This window comes from Pseudonocardia oroxyli (genome assembly GCF_900102195.1).
Classification (GTDB): domain Bacteria; phylum Actinomycetota; class Actinomycetes; order Mycobacteriales; family Pseudonocardiaceae; genus Pseudonocardia; species Pseudonocardia oroxyli.
The window spans coordinates 87083-107987 of sequence record NZ_FNBE01000011.1; the positions used below are offsets into that span (position 1 = coordinate 87083).

Genomic DNA, 20905 nt, shown 5'->3' on the forward strand with positions numbered 1-20905 from the left:
GTCAGCGCCCTGTGAACTCGGGAGCACGGCGCTGGCGACCGGCACGCACTCCCTCGAGGAAGTCCGCGGTCTCGCGCAGCCGGGTCTGCTCGCTCAGCTCGCGCGGCAGGACCTCGCGGATGCGCCGAACGAGATCTCCACGCAGGGTCTCCTTGATCGAGCGCACCGCGAGCGGCGCGGACCCCACGAACCGGCCCGCGAACTCGACCGCGGCCGAGCGGACGTCTGCATCGTCGACGACGACCTCGCACAGTCCGATCGCGGCCGCCTCCTCACCGCTCACCGAGCCTCCCGAGTACAGGAGTCGAGCCGCCTGGGACTCCCCCACCAGCGCGGGGAGCGTCACCGAGAGACCGAAACCCTGATGGAACCCGAGCCGGGAGAAGTTGAGCGTGAACTTGCTGCTCTGCGCGGCGACCCGGAAGTCCGCGGCGAGTGCCAGACCGACGCCGCCGCCGATGGCGCGGCCCTGGACGGCGGCCACGACCGGGGTGCCGATGGCGAACAGCCGCACGGCCTCCTCGTAGACCCGTCCCGCCGCACCCGGCTCGGCCATCTCCCCGGTGAAGTCCGCCCCTGCACAGAAGTGCTTACCCGCCGAGCACAACACGATGGCGCGGCACGCCGGATCAGCGTCCAGCCGCTCGAACTCGTCGGCGATGGTGCGGATGACCGTCGGGTTGAAGTAGTTGTTCGGACCCCGGCGAATTTCGACGGTGGCCACTCCGCCGTCCAGACCGGTGACCACCTCCGGGCTCTGCTCCATCGTCGTCATCGGGCGACCTCCGCTCGAGCCGGCTCGCTGACGCGGCCGACCGGCCGCTCGATCGGCGCGGCGGCCGTGGGGTCCAGATGGGCGACGAAATCGACCGCTGTCGCCCCGTGACCCTTCTCGTGCACGATCAAGGGGTTGATCTCGAACTCGACGAGCTCCGGGCCGAGGGCGGTCGCCACCTCCGACGTGGCGACGATCGCCGCGGCAGCCGCGTCGACGTCGTGCACCTGGCCGCCGCGGAAACCGTCGAGCAGCGGCCATCCCCGCAGCCGACGCAGCATCTGCAGTGCGGTGTCCTGGTCGACGGGCAGCAGACCGGTCTCGACATCGGCGTACAGCTCGACCGCCGTCCCGCCGAGGCCGACGGTCAGGACCGGCGGGTAGCCCTTGTCCTGCACCTGCACGTCGATCAGGACCTCGACCCCACTGCGCACCCTCCGCTGCACCAGCACGCCCTCGACGACGGCATGCGGGGCGTGCTGCCTGGCCCGCGCCGTCATCTCGTCGTAGAGCGCACCGACCTCCGCCGCCGCCGCGCCGACGACGACGAGACCCATCTCGGTCTTGTGCAGGATCTGCGGCGACTGCAGCTTCACGACGAGGTCGTCGCCCAGCTCGGCAGCCGCACTCTCCGCCTCGGCCCGCGACGTCGTCAGCGTGCCGCCGGGCACCGTGATCCCCGCTGCGGCGAGCACCGGCGAACCCTCCGCCTCGGTGAGGACTCGGTAGACCGGCCCGTCGGACGTTGCGGACGAAGCGTGCCCCGACGACGAGTCCGGCCGGACCGGCCCGGCGCTCACGAGCCGGGCGGTGGCACGGAGCGCGGCGCCGATCGAGTCGAACACGGGGATCCCGCCCTCGGCGAAGATCCTCCTGACCTGCAACGTCCGGTCGTGCGAGCTGAGGTAGACGACGGAGAACGCCTTCTGCGACCGGCCGCGGGCCTCGACGATGCCCTTGGCGATCCGCTCGGCGATCTTGCCCACGACCGCTGACACCACCACCAGGACATGATCGACAGCGGGATCCTCGGCGACCAGCCGGCACACCTCGCCGAGGTCGTGGGGTCGGCCGGACACCAGGTCCGCCGTCACGTCCACGGGGTTGTGCGGCTGGGCGAAGTCCGAGAGCACCGGGACCAGCGCGGCGCCGGTCTCGGGAGCGAGCGTCGCCATCTCGAGACCGAGCTCGACCGACATGTCCGCGCACAGGCCTCCTGCGCCGCCGGAGGTCGTGACGACCCCGATCCGGCTCCCGGACGGGGTCGCGCCGCGGACGAGCGACATAGCGGCGTCGACCAGCTCGTTGATGTCAGACACCACCACGACCCCACTGGCGGCCGAAGCCAGCTTGAACGCTTCGTCCTGGCCGACCATCGACCCGGTGTGCGACGCCACCGCGCTGCGGCCGACCTCAGTGGTCCCCGACCGCAGGAGCACGATGTGTTTGCCGAGTTCGGTAGCGCGGCGGCAGAGCGGGATCCAGTCGTCGGCGTGCGGCACGCTCTCCAGGTAGAGCATCAGCACTCGCAGCCCGTCGTCGTCGAGAGCACGCTCGGCGAGCTCCACCACGGAGAGATCGGCCTGGTTCCCGGTGCTGATCCACAGCCCGGGAACGCACCCACGCTCACGTCCGAGATCGAACACCGCCCCGCCGATCGCACCGCTCTGGCCGATGTAGGCCACGGGAGAGGGCTGTCCGATCTCGTCGGTCCACAGTGCGTTGGAGAACGTCGCGGCGAGCCCGCTCGACAGCGACACGACGCCCTGGCAGTTCGGGCCGAGGACGCGAATCCCGTGCGCGCGCGCCAGCTCGATGATCTCTCGCTCGCGGGCGGCGCCGTCCGCTCCTCCCTCAGCGAACCCCGACGCGAAGATGACGATCGCACCGACACCCGCCGCGGCGGCGTCGAGAACGCTCTCTCGGATCCGGTCGCCTCCGGTGAAGAGCAGGGCGAGATCGACGTGGTGGGGCACCTCACGCAGGGTCGGGAAGCACGGGACGCCGGCGACCTCGGTCGCACGAGGGTTGATCGCGACCAGCGGACCGTCGAATCCGAAACGCTGGATCGTGCGCACGGTGGTGGCGCCGAGTCCACGCCCCGAGCTCGAGACCCCCACCACGGCGACGCTCTTGGGGCGGAGCAAGGCATCGAGGCCGTCGGTCGTCCGGCCCGTCTTGTGCGTACTCATGTGACTCCTCGCCGCGAGGTCGACCACGGCACGCCGCGGTCGAGTCTCGGCTCCGCCGGAAGGCCGAGGACGCGTTCGGCCACGATGTTGCGTTGGATCTCGTCCGTCCCCCCGCGCAGCGAGTGCGACGGAGCGGTCAACAGGTCGTAGTAGCTGCGGTGGCCGGTGCCGAGGCCTTCCGCGCCGAGCAACCGCGTCAGCACGTAGGCCCGGCGCTTGCGCGAGTCCGACACGCGGATCTTGTGTCCGGACGCTTCGGGCCCCGGCCGTCCCGCCGCCCGGGTCCGAGCCGCAGACCGGGCCCCGGCCAACCGGGTGACCTCGAGCTCCACGTAGAGGGACATCGCCTCGTCGCACCGCACCGGGTCGGCGAGCGTGCCCGACTTCGCCAACGCCTGCAGCCAACGCGGGACCACGTCCCGAGCGGCAGGTCTGGCCTTCCCGACGACCGCACCGATGGAGGAGCGCTCGTGGGACAGGACGCCGAGCGCGATCTTCCACCCCTGGCCGACCTCGCCGATCCGGTGTGAGTCCGGGATCTCGACGTCGTCGACGAACACCTCGCTGAAGTGCTCGTCGCCATTCATCTGGCGCAGCGGCCGCACGGTCACGCCCGGCGCATCCATCTTCACCGCGAACATGGTCAACCCGTCGTGCTTGGGCACCTCGGGATCTGTCCGGGCGAGGCAGATGGCCCAGTCGGCGTACGGGCCGCGGCTCGTCCAGACCTTCTGCCCACGCAGGCGCCACCCGTCCTCCGTGCGTTCCGCCCTGGTGGAGACGTTCGCGAGGTCGGAGCCCGCACCGGGCTCCGAGAACATCTGGCACCACACGTGCTGGCCGCGGATCAGCGGAGGGAGCCATCGCGCCCGCTGCGAGTCGTCGCCGTGGGCCAGCAGCGTCGGTCCGACCATGTAGACGCCCACGAAGAACGGGTAGATGTCCGGGGCCGGGCCCTTGCGCAACGCCGATCTGATCCGGGCCGCCGTGGCGCCGTTCGCGCCCCGGCCGCCCCATTCCGCCGGCCAACCCGGCACGAGCCAGCCGCCGGGTGCCAGTGCCTGCAGGTAGGAACGTGACGCCTCGATCGACTCGGGGTCCTCCGGCGGGAGGTCGAGACCCGCGAGCAGCGCCCCGAGCTCGGCGAGGTCCTCGTCGGAGGTGCCTGCAGCGCGTGGCGGTGCGGTGTCCGCGCTCACGTCTGCTCCTGCTTCTTGGCGCGGATCTTCGCCACCGCCGCCGCGACCTCGGGGGTGCCGAACGACTCGGACTCCGTCGCCAGGCTGAAGTCGAGAACCGTGTTCATGGCCGTCTTGAGGTGGATGTTCAGCGAGCGCTTGGTGTCCTGGATCGCCTGCGGGGGCAGGGCGGCCAGCCGCTTCGCCAAGTCCATCGCCTCGGTCGTCAGCTCGTCGGCAGGAACGACGCGGTTGGCCAGCCCGAGGCTCTTCGCCTCGTCCGGGGAGATCCGGGACCCGAGCAGCAGCAGCTCCTTGGCCCGCAGCAGGCCGGTCAGCAGGGGCCAGAACGCCGCGCCGCCGTCACCGGCGACGAGGCCGACCAGCACATGGGTGTCGGCGAGGTAGGACTTCTCCGACATCACCACGATGTCGGAGAGGACCGCGAGCGTGGCTCCCAGGCCGACAGCCGGCCCGTTCACCGCTGCGACGACGGGCAGGTGGAAGCCGATGATCTCGTCCGCCAAACGCCGTGCGTTGCGCAGGCTGGCCCGACGGCGTTCGACGTCCTCCTGCTGCAGCAGGAAGTTGTCCAGGTCCCCACCCGCGCTGAACGCCTTGCCCGCCCCGGTCAGGACGACCGCGCGGGCCTCCCGGTCCGCGGCGATCTGCGACCACACCGAGATGAGGCTCCGCTGCAGCTCGGGGCTGATCGCGTTGAGGCTCTCCGGCCGGTTCAGCGTGACGATCCGGACAGGACCGTCGCTCGTGACGGTCAGCTGGTCCGAAAGGTGGTACTCCACGTCGCTCATCCTCGCCTCATCAGGTGGTGTCGCGCCGCCCGACGACGCGCCCTCGCCAATCCGATCCATCTAGTATCATATTCGTCTGAGAGTGTGCGACCGAGCAGCGCCCACGCACCGGTGCAAGGGCTTCAGCTCAGGGAGAAGCCCTCGTACCCGCTCTCCACGTTCTCCCTCAACCGGGTGATGAAGTCCGGCAGCGTCCCGCTGTAGGCGACGTAGACGTGCGGCTTGCCCGGGACGTTGTCGCCGAACGAGTAGGACTTCACCGTCGAGGACATCATGGTCGACGCCAGCTCGTTGACGTGCGCCGTCCACAGCTTCTCCGCCTCCGCGTCCGCCTCGACCCGGGTGAGGCCGTGCTCGCGCATGTATCCGAGGAGTTCACCGAGCCACCAGATGAGCGGCTCGGCGCAGCGCGGCGAGTTGCCGATGCCGCCCTTGCCGTGCGGGCCACCGTTGATGAGCAGGTTCGGGAAGCCTGCGACCTGGACACCCATGTACGTCTGGGGACCGTCTCGCCACTTGTCCTTCAGTGTTTGACCTCCGACCCCACGGATGTCGATGCGGCTCAACGCCCCGGTGAAGGCGTCGAAGCCGGTCGCCAACACGATGATGTCGAAGTCCATCTCGCCTTCGGCAGTGCGCAGCCCCGTCCTCGTGTACTCGACGAGCGGGTTCTTGGCGAGCGGCACGAGCGTGACGTTGTCCCGGTTGTAGGTCTCGTAGTAGTCGGTCTCGCACGGGACCCGCTTCGTGCCGAACGGGTGGTCCGTCGGCACCAGCTCGTCGGCGACCGACTGGTCGCGGACCCGCTCGCGGATCTTCCTCTCCACGAATGCGGAGTAGGTGCGGTTGGCCTCCCGGTCCGTCGCGATCTCCCGGTAGGTCCCGAACCACTTGGCGAAGCCCGGGCGGCTCCACAGCTCCTCGTACCGGGACTCCCGGTCCTCCGGGGAGACCTCCGCGTACGGCGTTGGGTCCCAATCGTGCACGAACCCGTTGGACGACCCGCGCAGCTTCTCGAACAACGCCGGGTAGCCCTGGCGGATCTCCGCCATCTCGCTCTCGTCGAGGGGCCGGTTGCGCAGCGGAACGGCCCAGTTGGGGGTGCGCTGGAACACGGTGAGGTGCGCGGCCGTCTCCGCGATGCGCGGGATGATCTGCACGCCGCTCGCCCCGGTGCCGATGACCGCGACCCGCTTGCCCGCGAAGTCCACCGGCTCGTGCGGCCACGTGGCCGTGTGGTGGATCTCGCCCTCGAAGTTCTCGAGGCCCGGGAGGGCCGGGTAGTTGGGGGCCGAGAGGATGCCGGTGGCCGCGACGACGAACCGGGAGGTGAAGTCCTCACCCTCGGTGGTGCGCAGCGTCCAGAGGTTGCGCGCCTCGTCGAACGTCATGGACTCCACACGGGTGTCCAGCTGGACGTCTCGCCGCAGGTCGAACCGGTCGGCGAAGCCGTTGATGTAGCGCTCGAGCTCGGGCTGGCCCGCGAAGAGCTCGCTCCACTCCGACTCAGCCAACAGCTCGTCGTGAAAGATGTACTGGTAGGTGTAGCTCTCCGAGTCGAGCCGGCAGCCCGGGTACCGGTTCCAGTACCACGTCCCGCCGATCCCGCCCCCCGCCTCCAGGACTCGGACGGACAGGCCCTGCTGCCGCAGCACATGCAGCTGGTAGAGCCCCGTGATCCCGGCGCCGACGATGAGGACGTCGTACACCTTCTGAGGGCTCCGGACGGCCTCGACCGAAGGGTTGCTGGTCTCCGTCATGCGAGCCTCCGCACTTCGACACTGTGTCGCGGGCGCGCCGACAGGGGCACTGCTCGTCTGGTGCCGCCCGTGGTACCCACGTGGATGAATCTGATCATATTACCCGACTCCTGGCAACATGCACGTCGTCTTCGAGGAGCGCGACACCTGCCCGAAGGAACGGGACGAGTGTTTCGGCGTACCTCTCGATGGCCGGGTCCGGCTCGGGGCGACGGCGGTTGTGCTTGACGTTCAACGCCATGGCGGCGGCGGCCCGGAAGCGGCTGAGAGACCCGAACCACGCCATGTCCGGCATCACGGCGCCGCGGGCCCGCTCGTACTCCGCGAGAGCGACCGCGGGGCCGGGTAGCCCCGGCGCCGCCGTTCGCACCGCACTGGGCAGTCCGTCGTGGGCCAGGGTCATGAGGAACCAGGCCAGGTCGATGCGGGGGTCCGTGATCGACCAGATCTCCCAGTCCAGGACGGCGCGCACCGCGGCGCCCGCACAGATCAGGTTGCCCAACCGGAAGTCGCCGTGCACCACGGCCGGGGCCAGCGCCTCGGGCAGCTGTCGCCGCAGCCGCTCCGCGCACTGCTCCCCCACCTCGGCCAGCTCGGGGTCCACAGTGGAGAACACCCGGGCCCACCGGTCTACCTCGCCGCCCAGGTCCACGCCGGCCGGACCGGCCGCAGGCAGACCCGCGACCCATTCGACATCGACCTCGTGTAGCCGGGCGAGGACCGCGCCCGCGGCGAGGGTCCGGCCGGTCAGAACGTCCGCCGCGGGAAAGGCGGGCTCGCGGTCGACCAGCGGCTCGAGGCTCTCGCCCTCGACGGCGCCGCTCACGTACAGCGGCGGGGAGTCGGGCGGGTCCCCCGCGTCGACGAGGAGGATCTCCGGCACCGGGATCCGGCCGTCCTCGGCGAGCAGAGCCTGCAGCGCCGCCTGCCGGACCACGTCCCGGTTGCGCACCGGCTCGAGGCCGGCAGGGGCGACCTTGACGAAACACGCCCTCGGTGAGGTGCCCACCCCCGTCAGCACCGCCGAGTACGTCAGGCTCGACGCTCCGCCCGACACCTGGCGCAGCTCGCGCACTTCGGCCCCCGGGAAGGCCTGGTCGACGGCCGCGGCCAACCGTGCCAGGAGGACCTCCGGCGCGAGGCGCCTGCTCGGCCTCGCCCGCGCGCCGTCAGGGGTCACAGCGGCCCGCCGTCGACCCGGACGATGCTCCCGGTCGTGTAGCTCGACATGTCGCTGGCGAGGAAGAGCGCCGCGCCCACGACCTCGTCGGGCTCGCCCGCCCGCTGCAATGCGTACGTCCGTCGGTGGCGCTCCGCGGTGTCCTCGGGCCAGTGCTCGGCCACGTCGGTCCGGAACGGGCCGGCCAGCAGGGTGTTCACCCGGACCGTCGGCGCGTAGGCACGCGCGAAGCCGACGGTCAGCGCGTTGAGCCCCGCCTTGGCCGCGGCGTACGGGAGGAAGTAGGGCTGGGGTGAGAGCGACGCGTAGCTGCTCACGTTGATGATCGACCCGCCGCCGCGTTCCATCATCTGCTGCCCGACCAGAGCACTGAGTCGGAAGGTCCCCTTGAGGTTGACGTCGAGCACCTTGTCGTAGAGGGCCTCGGGGACATCGGAGAGCTTGTCGAACAGCGGGGACATGCCGGCGTTGTTCACCAGGACGTCGATCGCGCCGAACTCGCGGTCGACCGCCTCGGCGAGCTCGTCCATCGAGCTCCACCTGCCCACGTGGCTGGCGACGGCGAAGGCCCGGCGGCCGGTCTCCTCCCGGACCCGCCGCGCGACCTCCTCGCACGCCTCGAGCTTGCGGCTGGTGACGACGACGTCGGCGCCTGCGCGCGCGAACGCGAACACCATCTGCTCGCCGAGGCCCCGGCTGCCACCCGTGACGAGCGCGACCTTGCCGGTGAGATCCGGTCCCGCGTGCTCAGACATCACGCACCGCCGATCCGCCCGTCGCAGCGGCGGCGTCGAGCGCCTCGGCCCGCGCCCGGACCGCCGGGATGTGCTCGCTGGGGAAGATGCCCTCCGCGGGGGTCACCCCGCGCAGGATCTGCCGGGCGAGGGTCGACTTGTGCACCTCCGTCGGGCCATCCGCCAGGCCCATCGTGAAGCCGTCCAGCAGGTAGGCGATCAGGGGCATCTCGTTCGTCGTCCCCAGCGAGCCGTGCAGCTGGACAGCGCGGCTCGTGACGTTCCGCAGCACGGTCGGCATCAGAGCCTTCACCGCGGCGATCTCCCCCCGCAGGGCACCGTAGCCGAACCGGTCCGCCTTCCAGGCGGTCTGCAGGACGAGCAGCCGGAACTGCTCGAGCTCCATCCAGGAGTCCGCGACCATGTCCTGGACGAGCTGCTTGTCCGCCAGCTTGGAGCCGCGGGTCTCGCGGGAGACCGCGCGCTCGCAGAGCATCTCGAAGACCCGCCGGGCCTTGCCGACGGTCCGCATCGCGTGGTGCATCCGGCCGCCGTTCAGCCGGGCCTGGGCCACCTGGAAGCCCTTGCCGCGCTCGCCCAGCAACGAGTCCATCGGCAGCCGCACCTGGTCGTAGTGGATGTAGCCGTGGGTGCCCTCGCCGCCGACGTGGTCGCCGCGGCCCACGTTGCGCAGGATCGTGACGCCGGGGGTGTCCGCCGGAACCACGAACAGCGACATGCGGTGCTGCACCGGCTGCTCGGGCTCCGTCACCGCGACGACGATGAAGAACGACGCGAACTTCGCGTTGCTCGAGAACCACTTGTGCCCCTCGAGCACCCACTCGTCGCCGTCGAGGACCGCCGTCGTGGTGAACACCGAGGGGTCGGCGCCGCCCTGCGGCTCGGTCATCGAGAAACAGGAGACGATCTGATTGTCCAGCAACGGGCGCAGGTAGCGGTCCTTCTGCTCCTGTGTGCCGTACTCGGCGAGGATCTCGCTGTTGCCGGAGTCCGGGGGCTGCGACCCGAAGACCGTAGGACCACAGTCGGAGCGTCCGACCTGCTCGGCGAGCAGCGCCAGCTTGAGCTGGCCGTACCCCTGGCCACCCAGCTCGGGGCGCAGGTGGCAGGCCCACAGGCCGTTGGCGCGCACCTTCTCCTGCAGTGGCGGGATGAGCCGCTGCCGGACCGGGTCTGTCAGGTCGTACGGACTCGAGATGACGGTGTCGAGCGGCTCGACCTCCGCGCGCATGAACGTCTCGGCCCAGTCGAGGCTGGCCTGGAAGTCCGGGTCGGTCTCGAAACTCCACGTCATCGTGAGTTCCTCCTCATCGCTGAACGGGGCTGCGGTGCGCTGGGGTGCGCGGCTGTGGCCGTCATTCCTTCAACCCCAGCAGTCGGCCGCTGATGATGTTGCGCTGGACCTGCGCGGTGCCACCGTAGATCGACGCCGCCCGGCTGTAGAGGTACTTCTTGAACCAGTCACCGCGACCCTGCACGGCCTCCGGGCCGAGGATGTCGAGCGCGGTGTGCAGGAGCAACTGCTCGGTCTGGGTCATCATGACCTTGTCGATGGAGGTCTCGGCGCCCACCGCCTTGCCCTGCGCCCGATCGCTGAGCCTGCGCATCGAGTGCAGGCGCAGCACCTCGAGGTGGCCGAGCACGCGGCCGACTGCCTCGACGTTGGACACGTCGTCGGAGACACCGCGCTCCTGGGCGATGCCGGCGAGCTGGGCCAGCATCCGCTCGTATTTCGCGAGGTACCCGAGGTCGGCGGCACCGCGCTCGTAGGCCAGCGTGGCCTGGGTGACCTTCCAGCCCTGGTCGAGCTCACCCAGCATGTTGGACGCGGGGACCCGCACGTCGTCGAAGTAGACCTCGGCGAACTCCTCGTCCCCGTTGGCCATGATCAGTGGCTTGCGGGTCATGCCGGGGGTGTCGGTGGGCACGACGAAGGCCGTGATGCCGCGGTGCCGGCTCTCCCTGGTCCCGGTGCGGGCCAGGACCAGGCAGAACTGGGCGAACGAGCCCCGGCTGGTCCACAGCTTCTGGCCGTTGATGACGAAGTCCTCGCCGTCACGGGTCGCGGTGGTCCGCAGCGACGCGAGGTCGGACCCGGCCTCGGGCTCGGAGAAGCCCTGGCACCAGATCTCCTCCGCGGACAGGAAGCCGGGCAGGTAACGGGCCTTCTGCTCCTCCGTGCCGAAGGTGAGGAAGGCACGGCCCAGGAAGGTGAACGAGGCGGCGGCGGGGGCACCCGCGCGGCCGAGCTCCTGGTTGAGGATCGACTCCTCGACCGGACCGAGGCCCTGGCCGCCGTACTCCTTCGGCCAGGACAGGGCGACCCAGCCACCGCTGTAGAGCCGCTTCTGCCAGGCGACGACGTAGTGGAACCGGGCGGGCATCGTCTGCGGCTCGGGCTCCGTCGGCACGTTGTCCGCCAGCCAGGCCCGCAGCTGCGCGCGGAACTCCGCCTGCTCCGGGGTGTCACGAAGATCCATCGCTGTGTCCCCCTCGCGCGGAGATGAAGTCGGCGCCGACCCGGCGCAGGAGCGACCGGGTGTCGCCGAAGGAGGCGGCCAGCTGGTGGGCCGTCCGCAGGTACAGGTGCGCGGTCGATTCCCAGGTCACCCCGATGCCGCCGAGCAGCTGGATCGAGGTCTCGATGGAGCGGACGGCGGCCTCGCCGCACCATGACTTGGCGACGGCCGCGACGCGCGCGGCGTCCTCGATCGGCTCGTTCTCCACCTGCCAGGCGGCGCCGAGGCTGACCGAGCGACAGGTCTCGAGGTCCACGAGCAGGTCTGCCGCCAGGTGCCGGACGGCCTGGAAGGCGGCGATCGGCTTGCCGTATTGCTCGCGGGTGGCGATGTAGTCCCAGGCCAGCTGGGCCGCGCCCGCCAGGCAGCCGGTGAGGGCGGCGGCCGCGGCGACGCGGACGCCCGCCAGCGCCCGGCTGCTCGCCTCCGGAAGCCCGGCGGCGGGCCACGACACGCTCCCGGCGCCGGTGCCCCTACCCAGCGGGTGCAGGGGGTCGACACCCGGACCGGCCTCGGCCGGGCCGAGCTCCAGGGTGTCCGGGCCGACGGCCAGGCCGTCTCGGCCCGGTGCCCAGTCGAGGCAGACCGCGTCCGGCCCGGTGGCCGGCCAGGAGAGGTCCGCCCCGACGAACAGCCCGTAGGTGGCCCCTTCCGCGAGTGCGGTCAGGACTGGCGTCCCCTGCTCGCCGGAGCCGGCCGCCAGCAGTGGGACCGCGACGGCCGAGGTGAGGTAGGGAACCGGCGCCAGGGCCGAGTAGAGCTCGGTGGTGACCACGCACGCGTCGAGCAGGGAGCCGCCGCCCCCTCCGTGCTCTTCGGCGACCAGGAGGCTCGCGAGCCCCGCTTCCTGCAGGTTCGACCAGCCCTTGTCCGCCCTCGCACGGTCGCCGTCGAGCACCTGGCGTGCCACCGACTCGCCGAACAGGTCGGCGGCCAGTGAGCGTGTGCTCGCGGCCAGGAGCTCTTGCTCCTCGGACAGGGAGAAGTCCATTCACGCCTCCATCGGACAGGTGGGCGTCGCGCCCGCTCGGGGCTCTGCCGTCCGCTCGGGTGCGGGAAGCGCAGCGAGCCTGTCCGGCGCTCCGCCTGCATCATTGCCAGATAATCTTATCAGGTTTAGGCTTCCGGGTCGAGTACCGGACTACCGAAAGTTGGCTTCCCGTGCACTTCGGATGTAGCACGCCCTTCGGCGACGTCACCGACCTCGCATCCTTCGTGCCGGAGTTCGCCCGGGCCGCGGAGGAGCGCGGGCTGGACTCGATCTGGCTGGGCGAACACACCCACCTGCCCGTCGACTCCAAGCACGCCTATGTCGAAGACGGCCGCGTCCCGGACCGGTACAAGAGCTTCCCCGATCCCTGGACCCTCCTCTCCGCCGCCGCCGCCGTCACGTCGACGCTGCGGCTCGGCACGGCGGTCTGCCTGGTCGCCGAGCACAACCCGCTGATCCTCGCCAAGCAGGTCGCCACCGTGGACCAGATCTCCGGAGGCCGGGTCGAGTTCGGCATCGGCTACGGCTGGAACAAGCTGGAGATGGTCAACAACGGTATCGACCCCGCCCGCAAGCGTGGGACGTTCCGGGAGAAGGTGAAGGCGATCATCGCTCTCTGGACGGAGGAGCAGGCGGAGTTCAAGGGGGAGTTCGTGAACTTCTCCCCGAGCTGGTCGCTGCCCGCGCCGGTCCAGAAGCCCCGGCCGCCGATCCTCATCGGCGGCAGTCCCACGCCGGGCACGTTCACCGACATCGCCGAGTTCGCCGACGGGTACATCCCCGTCCGCGACACACTCGGCGACGATCTCGACAACGCGATCGCCCGGCTGCGCTCGCGGATGACCGACGTCGGGCGGGACCCGGACTCGCTCCAGCTCACGCTGTCGCACCCCGAGACGTCGTTCGGCCGGATCACGATGGAGAAGTTCGCCGCGCGCCTGCCGGACGCGCGGCGTCTCGAGCACCTGGCCGGGCTGGGCTTCGGGCGGATCACCTGCTCGATCCCCAACCGGGACCGGGACCTGATGTACCGCACCATGGACCACTACGCAGAACTCGCGGAGGCTCATCGATGAGTGACACTCCCACGTCCGGACGCTTCGCCGACGCCGTCGCCGTGATCACCGGTGGCGCGTCGGGTATGGGGCTCGCCACGGCCCGACGCTGGGTCGCCGACGGTGGCAAGGTGGTGCTCGGCGACCTCGACACGGACTCGCTGGAGCGCCTCGCCGAGGAGTTCGGCAAGTCCGCCGTGACGATGCGCTGTGACGTCACCTCCGAGGAGGACCAGAAGACGCTGGTCGATGCCGCCTTGTCGACCTTCGGGAAGGTCGATGCCGCGGTGGCCTGCCCTGCCATCGGCGGCTTGTCCTCCATCGTCAACATGCCTGTCGACACCTGGCGCGCCACCCTCGACGTGACGCTCACGGGCGTGATGCTGACGCTCAAGCACGCGGGGAGGGTCATGCAGGAGGGCGGTGCGATGGCGACCATCGCCTCCGTCAACGCGACCATGCCGGGCCCGGGCTTCGCCGCCTACAACTCGGCCAAGGCGGGGGTCACCATGCTGACCCAGATCGCCGCCATGGAGCTTGCCCCGCGCAGGATCCGGGTGAACGGTGTGGCCCCGGGCCTCATCCAGACCCCGATGGGTCAGGGTGCCATCGACGACAAGGACACCCTGGCGGACTGGAAGGCCAACACCCCGCTCGGTCGCTTCGGCGATCCCGCGGAGGTGGCCGCGGTGATCTGCTGGCTGCTCTCGCGCGAGGCCTCATACATCACCGGGGAGACCGTGTTCGTCGACGGTGGAACCCACACCAGGCGGCTGCCGGACATGGGCCGCCACCTGGAGTACGACGTCGTCTGACCGCGCTCGTCGTCCGCCCCCCGTCCGACGCCCGGGGCAGCTCCCACGAGCTGCTCCGGGCGTCGGACGTGTCAGACCACGTCAGACGTGGAGCAGGGCGGCGCAGACCGTCGGGGAACCCCCGACGGTGACCAGGCCGGTCGTAGCCCCGTCGACCTGCCGCTCCCCCGCCTGGCCGCGGAGCTGTCGGACGGCCTCGACGACGGCACCCCCGCCCTGCAGCCGGCCCTCGCTGAGGTTGCCACCGTGGGTGTTGGTCGGCAGGCTCCCGCCCAGGGCGAGGTTGCCGTCGCCGATGTAGCCGCCTGCCTCTCCCCGTTTCACGATCCCCAGGGCCTCCAGCCACAGCGGCACGTACACGGAGAAGCCGTCCTGGATCTCGGCGAACGACAGGTCCGCCGGATCGATCTCCGCGCGGCGCCAGAAGTCGCGGCCGAGGTCCGCGGGGAACAGCTCGGCATAGTCGGCCTGGAAGACCCAGTCCGGCCGGGGCCCGAGGAAGGTGGACACGTGCCGGATGGTGACCGGGCGGCTGCGGCAGTCCCGCGCCCGGTCCGAACGCGTGATGACCACAGCGATCGCGGCGTCGACCGGCATGTCGGCGTCGTAGAGGGCGAGCGGCTCGGCCAGCCAGCGCGCGTCGAGGTACTGCTCGAGGGTGAGTGGGTCCTTCATCACCGCCAGCGGATTGCGCAACGCGTTGCTGCGCTGGTCGACGACGAGGCGGCCCAGCTGCTCGCGGGTCAGGCCGTTGGTGTCCAGGAGCCGCCGGGTCACGGTCGCCATCATCTGGACGAAGACGCTGTAGCCGTAGGGCGCGAGGTGAGCGTAGACCCCGGAGGCGGCCTGCGCGCCCCGGTAGTTGTAGGCGGTGGGCCCCTTCTTCTTCGGGCGCATCATGCAGTGCACCGCGAGCGCGGTGTCGCACTGGCCCGTGCTCACCGCCAGGGCGGCGGAAGCGACCGAGCCGAGGCTGTAGGCGCCACCGAGGGGCCCGGCATGCCAGCGCAGGCCCGGTAGGCCGAGGGACTCGGTCAGCGTGAACGGGGTCGGCACGGCCCCCATCGGCCAGGTGTCGGTGAAGGGGGTCGAGATGCCGTCGATGTCGGCCGGCCGCAGCCCCGCGTCGTCGAGGGCCTCGCGGACCGCGCGCATCCAGACGGCCTCGGGTGCCGCCCCCGCGTCCTTCGTGCAGCCCGTGTGCCCGACGCCGACGATCGCGCTCTTGTCCCGCATCGTGTAGTCGGTCATGCCTGCTCCCTGGACCACTGCGGCAGCGTCATGTCGCTTCCCGCGAGCTCTTCGAACGTCACTCGGACCGCCATCCCGGTCGCCATCTCCTCCGGCGGGCAGTCCAGGACGTTGCCCACCGCGAACAGGCCCGGCTGCTCCGCCAGCTCGACCACGGCCACGGCGTACGGCGGGGTGAAGCCGGGCACGCCGGGCAGGTGCATCACGTGGTACGAGTAGATCGTCCCCCGTCCCGACACCTCCTCGCCCACGAGGGTCTCCTGCTGGCAACGGGGGCACACCGCGCGAGGCGGGTGGACGTAGAACGCACAGTCGCCGCACCGCATGATCACGAGGCGGTGTTCTCGCGCGCCCGCCCAGTAGGCGGCCGACGCGTCGTCGGCGACGGGGACCGGGCGGCACAGCTCGGGCCGGGTCATCGTGGCATCCTCGGAGTTCCCTCGTCCCGTCGTCACGGCGCGGCGAGGATCGTGCCGGTCCCGAGACCGCCCCCGCAACACATCGTCACCAGGGCGTATCGCGACTCCCGCCGCTCCATCTCGCCGATCGCCTTCGTCACCAGGACACCACCGGTGGCGCCGAGCGGATGCCCGAGCGCGATCGCGCCGCCGTTCGGGTTCACGATCTCGTCCGGGGCCTTGAGCTCGCGCTGCCAGGCCAGGACGACGGAGGCGAACGCCTCGTTGATCTCGACGACGCCGATGTCGTCCATGCTCAGGCCGGTGCGGCCCAGCAGGCGGTGGGTGGCGTCGATGGGACCGGTGAGCATGAGGACCGGGTCGCTGCCGACCAGACAGCTGTCGACCACCCGGGCCCGCGGGGTGACCCCGAGCTTCTGGGCCGCGGCCTCGCTCATCAGCAGCACCGCGGAGGCACCGTCGGAGATCTGTGACGAGCTGCCGGCCGTGTGCAGGCCCGGCTCCGGCCCGATCAGCCGGTCGTCCGGCCCGACAACCGGCTTGAGCCCGGCCAGTGCCTCCCGCGTGGTCTCGCGCAGGCACTCGTCGCGCTCGACCCTGTGCGTGGTGCCGGTCGGCTTGCCATCCTCACCGAGATCGGGGGCGTCCACCGGCAGGATCTGGCCGTCGAAGCGGCCCTGTGCCCACGCCGCGGCCGCCCTCTCCTGCGATCGGAGACCGAAGGAGTCGAGGTCGTCTCGCGTCAGACCCCACTTGCGCGCGATGAGCTCGGCACCCTGGAACTGGGTGGTGAAGGTGAGCTTCTCGAAATACGACTTCGGGATGCCCTTGCCGAGCCCCTTTCCGAGGCTCGAGCCCATGGGCACGGCGCTCATGATCTCGACACCGCCTGCGATGGCCACGTCGACCGTGCCGGCCGCGATGAGTCCGGCAGCCAGTGTGAAGGCCTGCTGGGCCGAGCCACACTGTGCGTCGACGGTGGTGGCCCCGGTCGAGATCGACAATCCGCCGACCAGCGCGGCCGTCCGGGTCACGTTGAAGCCCTGCATCCCGACCTGCGAGACGCACCCGCCGACCACCTGCTCGACGACGTCCGGGTCGATCCCGGACCTCGCGACGACCTCGGCGAGGACCTGCCCGAACAGGTCGGCGGCATGCATGCTGGCCAGGCCACCCCTGCGCTTCCCCACGGGGGAACGGACTGCCTCGACCACGACGACGGATGGCATGGGACTCCTCGCTGAGCGGAGTAGGTGTTACTCGTCCGGCGCAGGGGGTTGCGCGCACCTCCGCCAGGGTTGATTCTTATCAGAATAGCGAACCGCGCAGACGTGTGACAGTCGTCGCGGTCGCAGCTCGGGGCACGGTGGAAGAGGAGCGGTATGCAGAGGCTCACAGGGAAGGTCGCGCTGGTCACCGGGGCGGCTCGGGGCCAGGGACGAGCGCACGCGCTCCGGCTCGCCCGCGAGGGAGCAGACATCCTGGCATTCGACGCCTGCACCGCGTTCGAGGGTGTGGAGTACGACCCGTCCACCGTCGAAGATCTCGAGGAGACCGGCCGGTTGGTCGAAGCGGAGGACCGACGGGCCATGGTTCGCCGGCTCGACGCGAGGGATCTCGCCGCCGTCGAGGCCTTCGTCGAGGAGGGCGTCGCCGAGCTCGGCGGTCTGGACGTCGTGGTGGTCAACCACGGGATCTGCAACTACGGCTTCACCTGGGAGCTGAGCGAGAGCCAGTGGGAGGAGATGATCTCGGTGAACCTCACCGGGGTCTGGAAGGTCCTTCGTGCGACCGTGCCGCACCTGATCGAGCAGGGCCGGGGTGGGTCGATCGTCATCACCAGCTCGGTGGCAGGGCTGCGCGGTCTGCCGTTCCTGGCGCACTACTCAGCGGCCAAGCACGGGGTCGTCGGCCTGGCGAAGACGCTGGCCAACGAGCTCGGCCGGCACGAGATCCGGGTCAACACCGTCCATCCCGGCGGGGTCCGCACGGTGATGGGCGGCGCCACCTTCAACGGCGAGCGGGGGCAGGCCGAGCCCTTCGGCGGGGCGCTCAACGACCTCCAGCTGGCCTCGACGCTCGGCCCCATCTTCATGAACACCCTGCCGCACACGCACATGGAGCCGGAGGACGTCGCCAACGCCGTCGCGTTCCTCGCGAGCGACGAGTCCCGCTACATGACCGGGACGCAGGTGACCGTCGACATCGGCACCCTCATCAGGTGAGCGGGCCCGACGGCCCGCCGACACACCCGACCGGCGGGAGCCGGTCACATTCGCGAACCAGGAGCACACGATGATCGTCGACGGAGACGGCCACCTCTTCGAGCCCGCCACCCTGTGGCGCGACTACTCCCCCAGCGCCGACCGGGACCGGGCGCTCTGCGTCGAGACCGATGAGCTCGGTTACCCGTGGTTGACCGTGGGCGGAGCGTCGACCGGCGTCTTCGCGCAAGTCACCACGCCAGGTGACTTCGCCACCCTCGGCGAGGTCCGGGTGGCCCAGCGAGCCGGACTCTCCAACCCGGGGATGCGGTACCACGAGATCCCCGACGCGTACTGGAACCCCACCGCCCGCAAGGACCTGATGCCAGGCTGGGGGATCGACAAGTCCGTGCTCTACCCGCAGTCCGGGTTCGTGTGGGAGTACCTGCTCGAGGACGACCTGGAGACCACCCGGGTCAACATGGCGGCGTGGAACCGGTGGGCCGTCGAGGTCTCCCAGGAGGGCGGCGGCGCGCTCGAACCCGTCGGTCACGTGTCCCTGCAGGGCGACCAGGGCTGGGTGCTGGACCAGCTGAAGATGCTCTCCGACGGCGGCGTGCGGATGGCCATGTGCGTGCCGGTGCAGATCAACGGCAAGCGGCTGTCCCACCCGGACAACGAAGCCATCTGGAAGGCGATGGTCGACCTGCGGATCACGCCCGCCTGGCACGTGAACTTCCACATGGTCTCGTTCCTGGAGAACTACGGTGCCTGGTGCGACAACGACACCGACAGCTTCCTCAAGGTGGTACCCGGCATCTTCCAGGGGACTGCGGCCCAGCTCGGGCTGGTCGACCTCGCGGTCAACGGAGTGTTCGAGCGCAACCCCGGCCTGACCGTCGTGCTCGCCGAGGTGGGCGCCGGCTGGCTGCCCACGCTGCTCAAGCGACTCGACGGGCTGTACTCGATGGCCGCCACGGTCCACGGGCGCGAGCTCAATCCCGAGCTGCGCAAGTCGCCCGCGGAGTACATCAAGGAGCAGGCCATCATCACCTGCAGCTTCCCCGCCGACACCGCGGACCCGAGCGTGCTCGCGCTCGCCCCGGGCAACTTCGCCTTCGGCGGCGACTACCCGCACCCCGAGGGCCTCGCTCGGCCGTTGGCCGACTACAAGGCGTTGGTCGAGTTCATGGACCCTGCCACGGAGGACGGCTTCTACGGCGACAACCTCGCCCGCGTCCTCTGACGCGGCATTCCCCTTTCGATGAGAGAGGACACCATGCACTCACCGGAGGACGTCGAGCGTGGCCGCGCCCGCTTCGTCGAGATCATGTCCTACGACGCCCCGACGTCGGAGGTCCCGTTCGTCCGCGACGGCGTCGTCGCCGCCGTGTTCGGAGACCTCTGGACGCGCGGCGGGTTGTCGGACCGGGACCGGCGGCTCATCTCGATCAGCTGCGTCGCCCAGGCCTCGATCCCCGCCGCGATCGAAGACCACCTGCGTGCTGCGCTGGTCAGCGGCGACCTCACGGTCGCTGAGCTCCAGGAGTTCGTGCTCCATTTCGCCTACTACGCGGGGTGGCCCCGGGCGTCGATGGTCCATCGGACCCTGTCCGCCCTGACCGCCGAGTTCGAGACTGTCGCCGACGCCCCTGCGTGACCGCACGTCGACCGACGATCGGTGTCCGCCGCGCACTCCCCGCAGGAGTGCGCGGCGGACCCACCGTCGCCTCACGACGAGGCGGCAGCCCGTCGGCGCAGTGCCGGGTCGGCGACCATCGGCGGTGCCCACACGTCTCCCCAGCTGAAGTTGGTCCCCGGTGTGACGATCTCGTCGATCCGGTCCAGCACGTCGTCGGACAGCGTCACCTCGAGGGCCCCCAGCTGGCCGGTCAGGTGCTCGACCGTCCGCGGACCGACGATGGCCGCGGTGACCGCCGGGTTGCGCAGGACGAAGGCCAGAGCCATGTGCAGCAGGCTGATGCCGGCGCTCTCGGCCAGCTTCGCCAGCTCCTCGACCGCCTCGAGCTTGCGCTGATTGTGCGGCAGCGTGATGTCGTAGCGCACCGGCACCCGATCGATGCGGGAGCTGCGCAGCTCACGCCCGTCGGCCCGCCATTTCCCGGAGAGCCAGCCGCCTGCCAGCGGGCTCCACACCAGAACCCCCATGTCATGGCGTTGACAGGTCGGCAGCACGTCTGCCTCGATGCCACGGGAGAGCAGGGAGTAGGGCGGCTGCTCGGTGACGACGCGGGGCAGATGACGAACCTCGGCGAGCCACTGGGCCTCGACCAGCGTCGACGCCGGAAAGGTGGACGTTCCGATGTAGCGGACCTTGCCCTGGTCGACAAGGCGGCCCAAGCCGGTGAGCGTCTCCTCGAGTGCAGTGCAGGGATCGGGCCGGTGGATCTGGTAAACGTCGATGTAGTCGGTTCGGAGCCGACGCAGGCTGTCCTCGCACGCCCGGATCAGCCAGCTCGCGGAGTTCCCGCGTTGGTTCGGCCCGGGGCCCATGGGGTTGTGGAACTTGGTCGCGAGCACGACGTCGGCGCGACGTCTGCCGAGGACCTCGCCCACGATCTCCTCCGACTCCCCCCGCGAGTACACGTCGGCGGTGTCGATCATGTTGATCCCGGCGTCGATCGCGACGTCGACTATTCGGCGGCTCTCGTCGAGATCCGCGCCCCACACGCCGAACATCATCGCTCCGAGGCAGAACGGGCTGACCCGCACCCCGGTCCGGCCCAGCACTCGGTACTCCACGTCCGCTCCTCCAGGGTCGGCGGCTCCCGACCGACATGGGCACCGCACTGGGTAGGTCCGGGAATTTCTTATCATGGATGGGCGACCATGCGTTCCGTCCGGCATCGCCCGGCCCCGTTCGCCGCCGACGAGACGGACGAGCTCGAAACCCCGAGGCAGCATCCGCGGAGCCGGTTCCGACGCCGAGCCTCGGAGCACTCAGAGTGATCGCGCCGAAGCTCCGTGTCGACCGTGCG

Annotated in this window: 19 protein-coding genes; 5 read left to right on the forward strand and 14 right to left on the reverse strand. The window is 70.5% G+C overall.

Annotated features, from left to right (window positions below):
• Window position 1 precedes the first annotated feature (1 nt).
• The 10 genes from BLS43_RS17415 to BLS43_RS17460 form a co-directional block, all read right to left on the reverse strand.
• Window positions 2-775: an enoyl-CoA hydratase/isomerase family protein gene (locus tag BLS43_RS17415; RefSeq protein WP_245707548.1), complete on the reverse strand. Its 774-nt coding sequence runs from the start codon at window positions 773-775 to the stop codon at window positions 2-4.
• Entirely contained in the window at window positions 772-2967 is a 2196-nt protein-coding gene (locus BLS43_RS17420) for an acetate--CoA ligase family protein (protein WP_093085965.1), read from the reverse strand. The genes BLS43_RS17415 and BLS43_RS17420 overlap by 4 nt, the downstream gene beginning before the upstream one ends.
• The gene (locus tag BLS43_RS17425) at window positions 2964-4166 is read right to left on the reverse strand and encodes an acyl-CoA dehydrogenase family protein (RefSeq protein WP_093085968.1); all 1203 of its coding nucleotides are present in this window, start codon (window positions 4164-4166) and stop codon (window positions 2964-2966) included. The genes BLS43_RS17420 and BLS43_RS17425 overlap by 4 nt, the downstream gene beginning before the upstream one ends.
• Window positions 4163-4957, reverse strand: coding sequence for an enoyl-CoA hydratase/isomerase family protein (locus BLS43_RS17430; protein WP_093085970.1), 795 nt, complete (start codon window positions 4955-4957; stop codon window positions 4163-4165). Before BLS43_RS17430 ends, BLS43_RS17425 begins: the two co-directional genes overlap by 4 nt.
• 122 nt (window positions 4958-5079) lie before the next feature.
• Window positions 5080-6717, reverse strand: coding sequence for a flavin-containing monooxygenase (locus BLS43_RS17435; RefSeq protein WP_093085972.1), 1638 nt, complete (start codon window positions 6715-6717; stop codon window positions 5080-5082).
• Window positions 6718-6811: 94 nt separating this feature from the next.
• Entirely contained in the window at window positions 6812-7897 is a 1086-nt protein-coding gene (locus BLS43_RS17440) for a phosphotransferase family protein (protein ID WP_176921390.1), read from the reverse strand.
• Window positions 7894-8652 (reverse strand): SDR family NAD(P)-dependent oxidoreductase, encoded by a 759-nt coding sequence (locus tag BLS43_RS17445; protein WP_093085975.1) that lies wholly within the window; start codon window positions 8650-8652, stop codon window positions 7894-7896. The genes BLS43_RS17440 and BLS43_RS17445 overlap by 4 nt, the downstream gene beginning before the upstream one ends.
• Complete coding sequence (locus tag BLS43_RS17450; RefSeq protein WP_093085978.1) at window positions 8645-9946, reverse strand: acyl-CoA dehydrogenase family protein; 1302 nt, start codon at window positions 9944-9946, stop codon at window positions 8645-8647. Before BLS43_RS17450 ends, BLS43_RS17445 begins: the two co-directional genes overlap by 8 nt.
• A 61-nt stretch (window positions 9947-10007) precedes the next feature.
• Window positions 10008-11132, reverse strand: coding sequence for an acyl-CoA dehydrogenase family protein (locus BLS43_RS17455; RefSeq protein ID WP_093085981.1), 1125 nt, complete (start codon window positions 11130-11132; stop codon window positions 10008-10010).
• A complete protein-coding gene (locus BLS43_RS17460; RefSeq protein WP_093085984.1) occupies window positions 11119-12162 on the reverse strand; it encodes an acyl-CoA dehydrogenase family protein in 1044 nt (347 codons plus the stop codon). The genes BLS43_RS17455 and BLS43_RS17460 overlap by 14 nt, the downstream gene beginning before the upstream one ends.
• 170 nt (window positions 12163-12332) lie before the next feature.
• Here BLS43_RS17460 and BLS43_RS17465 point away from each other — a divergent pair, with 170 nt between their 5' ends.
• Window positions 12333-13238, forward strand: a complete 906-nt coding sequence (locus tag BLS43_RS17465; RefSeq protein WP_176921391.1) for an LLM class F420-dependent oxidoreductase — start codon at window positions 12333-12335, stop codon at window positions 13236-13238.
• Window positions 13235-14032: an SDR family NAD(P)-dependent oxidoreductase gene (locus BLS43_RS17470; RefSeq protein WP_093085987.1), complete on the forward strand. Its 798-nt coding sequence runs from the start codon at window positions 13235-13237 to the stop codon at window positions 14030-14032. Before BLS43_RS17465 ends, BLS43_RS17470 begins: the two co-directional genes overlap by 4 nt.
• An 81-nt stretch (window positions 14033-14113) precedes the next feature.
• On the opposite strand, the gene BLS43_RS17475 is transcribed toward BLS43_RS17470, so the two are convergent.
• Genes BLS43_RS17475 through BLS43_RS17485 form a run of 3 tightly spaced genes read right to left on the reverse strand, consistent with a single transcriptional unit; the run spans window position 14114 to window position 16931 of the window.
• Complete coding sequence (locus BLS43_RS17475; protein WP_093085990.1) at window positions 14114-15283, reverse strand: thiolase family protein; 1170 nt, start codon at window positions 15281-15283, stop codon at window positions 14114-14116.
• Entirely contained in the window at window positions 15280-15702 is a 423-nt protein-coding gene (locus tag BLS43_RS17480; RefSeq protein WP_093085992.1) for a Zn-ribbon domain-containing OB-fold protein, read from the reverse strand. The genes BLS43_RS17475 and BLS43_RS17480 overlap by 4 nt, the downstream gene beginning before the upstream one ends.
• Before the next feature lie 32 nt (window positions 15703-15734).
• Window positions 15735-16931, reverse strand: a complete 1197-nt coding sequence (locus BLS43_RS17485; RefSeq protein WP_093085995.1) for an acetyl-CoA C-acyltransferase — start codon at window positions 16929-16931, stop codon at window positions 15735-15737.
• 153 nt (window positions 16932-17084) lie between these two features.
• Between BLS43_RS17485 and BLS43_RS17490 the strand changes: the two genes are divergently transcribed.
• From BLS43_RS17490 to BLS43_RS17500, 3 genes are all read left to right on the forward strand, one after another.
• Window positions 17085-17927, forward strand: a complete 843-nt coding sequence (locus tag BLS43_RS17490; protein WP_093085998.1) for a mycofactocin-coupled SDR family oxidoreductase — start codon at window positions 17085-17087, stop codon at window positions 17925-17927.
• 70 nt (window positions 17928-17997) lie between these two features.
• Window positions 17998-19152, forward strand: coding sequence for an amidohydrolase family protein (locus tag BLS43_RS17495; protein WP_093086001.1), 1155 nt, complete (start codon window positions 17998-18000; stop codon window positions 19150-19152).
• Between the two features lie 18 nt (window positions 19153-19170).
• Window positions 19171-19566: a carboxymuconolactone decarboxylase family protein gene (locus BLS43_RS17500; RefSeq protein WP_218129878.1), complete on the forward strand. Its 396-nt coding sequence runs from the start codon at window positions 19171-19173 to the stop codon at window positions 19564-19566.
• 71 nt (window positions 19567-19637) lie between these two features.
• On the opposite strand, the gene BLS43_RS17505 is transcribed toward BLS43_RS17500, so the two are convergent.
• Window positions 19638-20669: an aldo/keto reductase gene (locus BLS43_RS17505; protein WP_093086003.1), complete on the reverse strand. Its 1032-nt coding sequence runs from the start codon at window positions 20667-20669 to the stop codon at window positions 19638-19640.
• Window positions 20670-20905 lie beyond the last annotated feature (236 nt).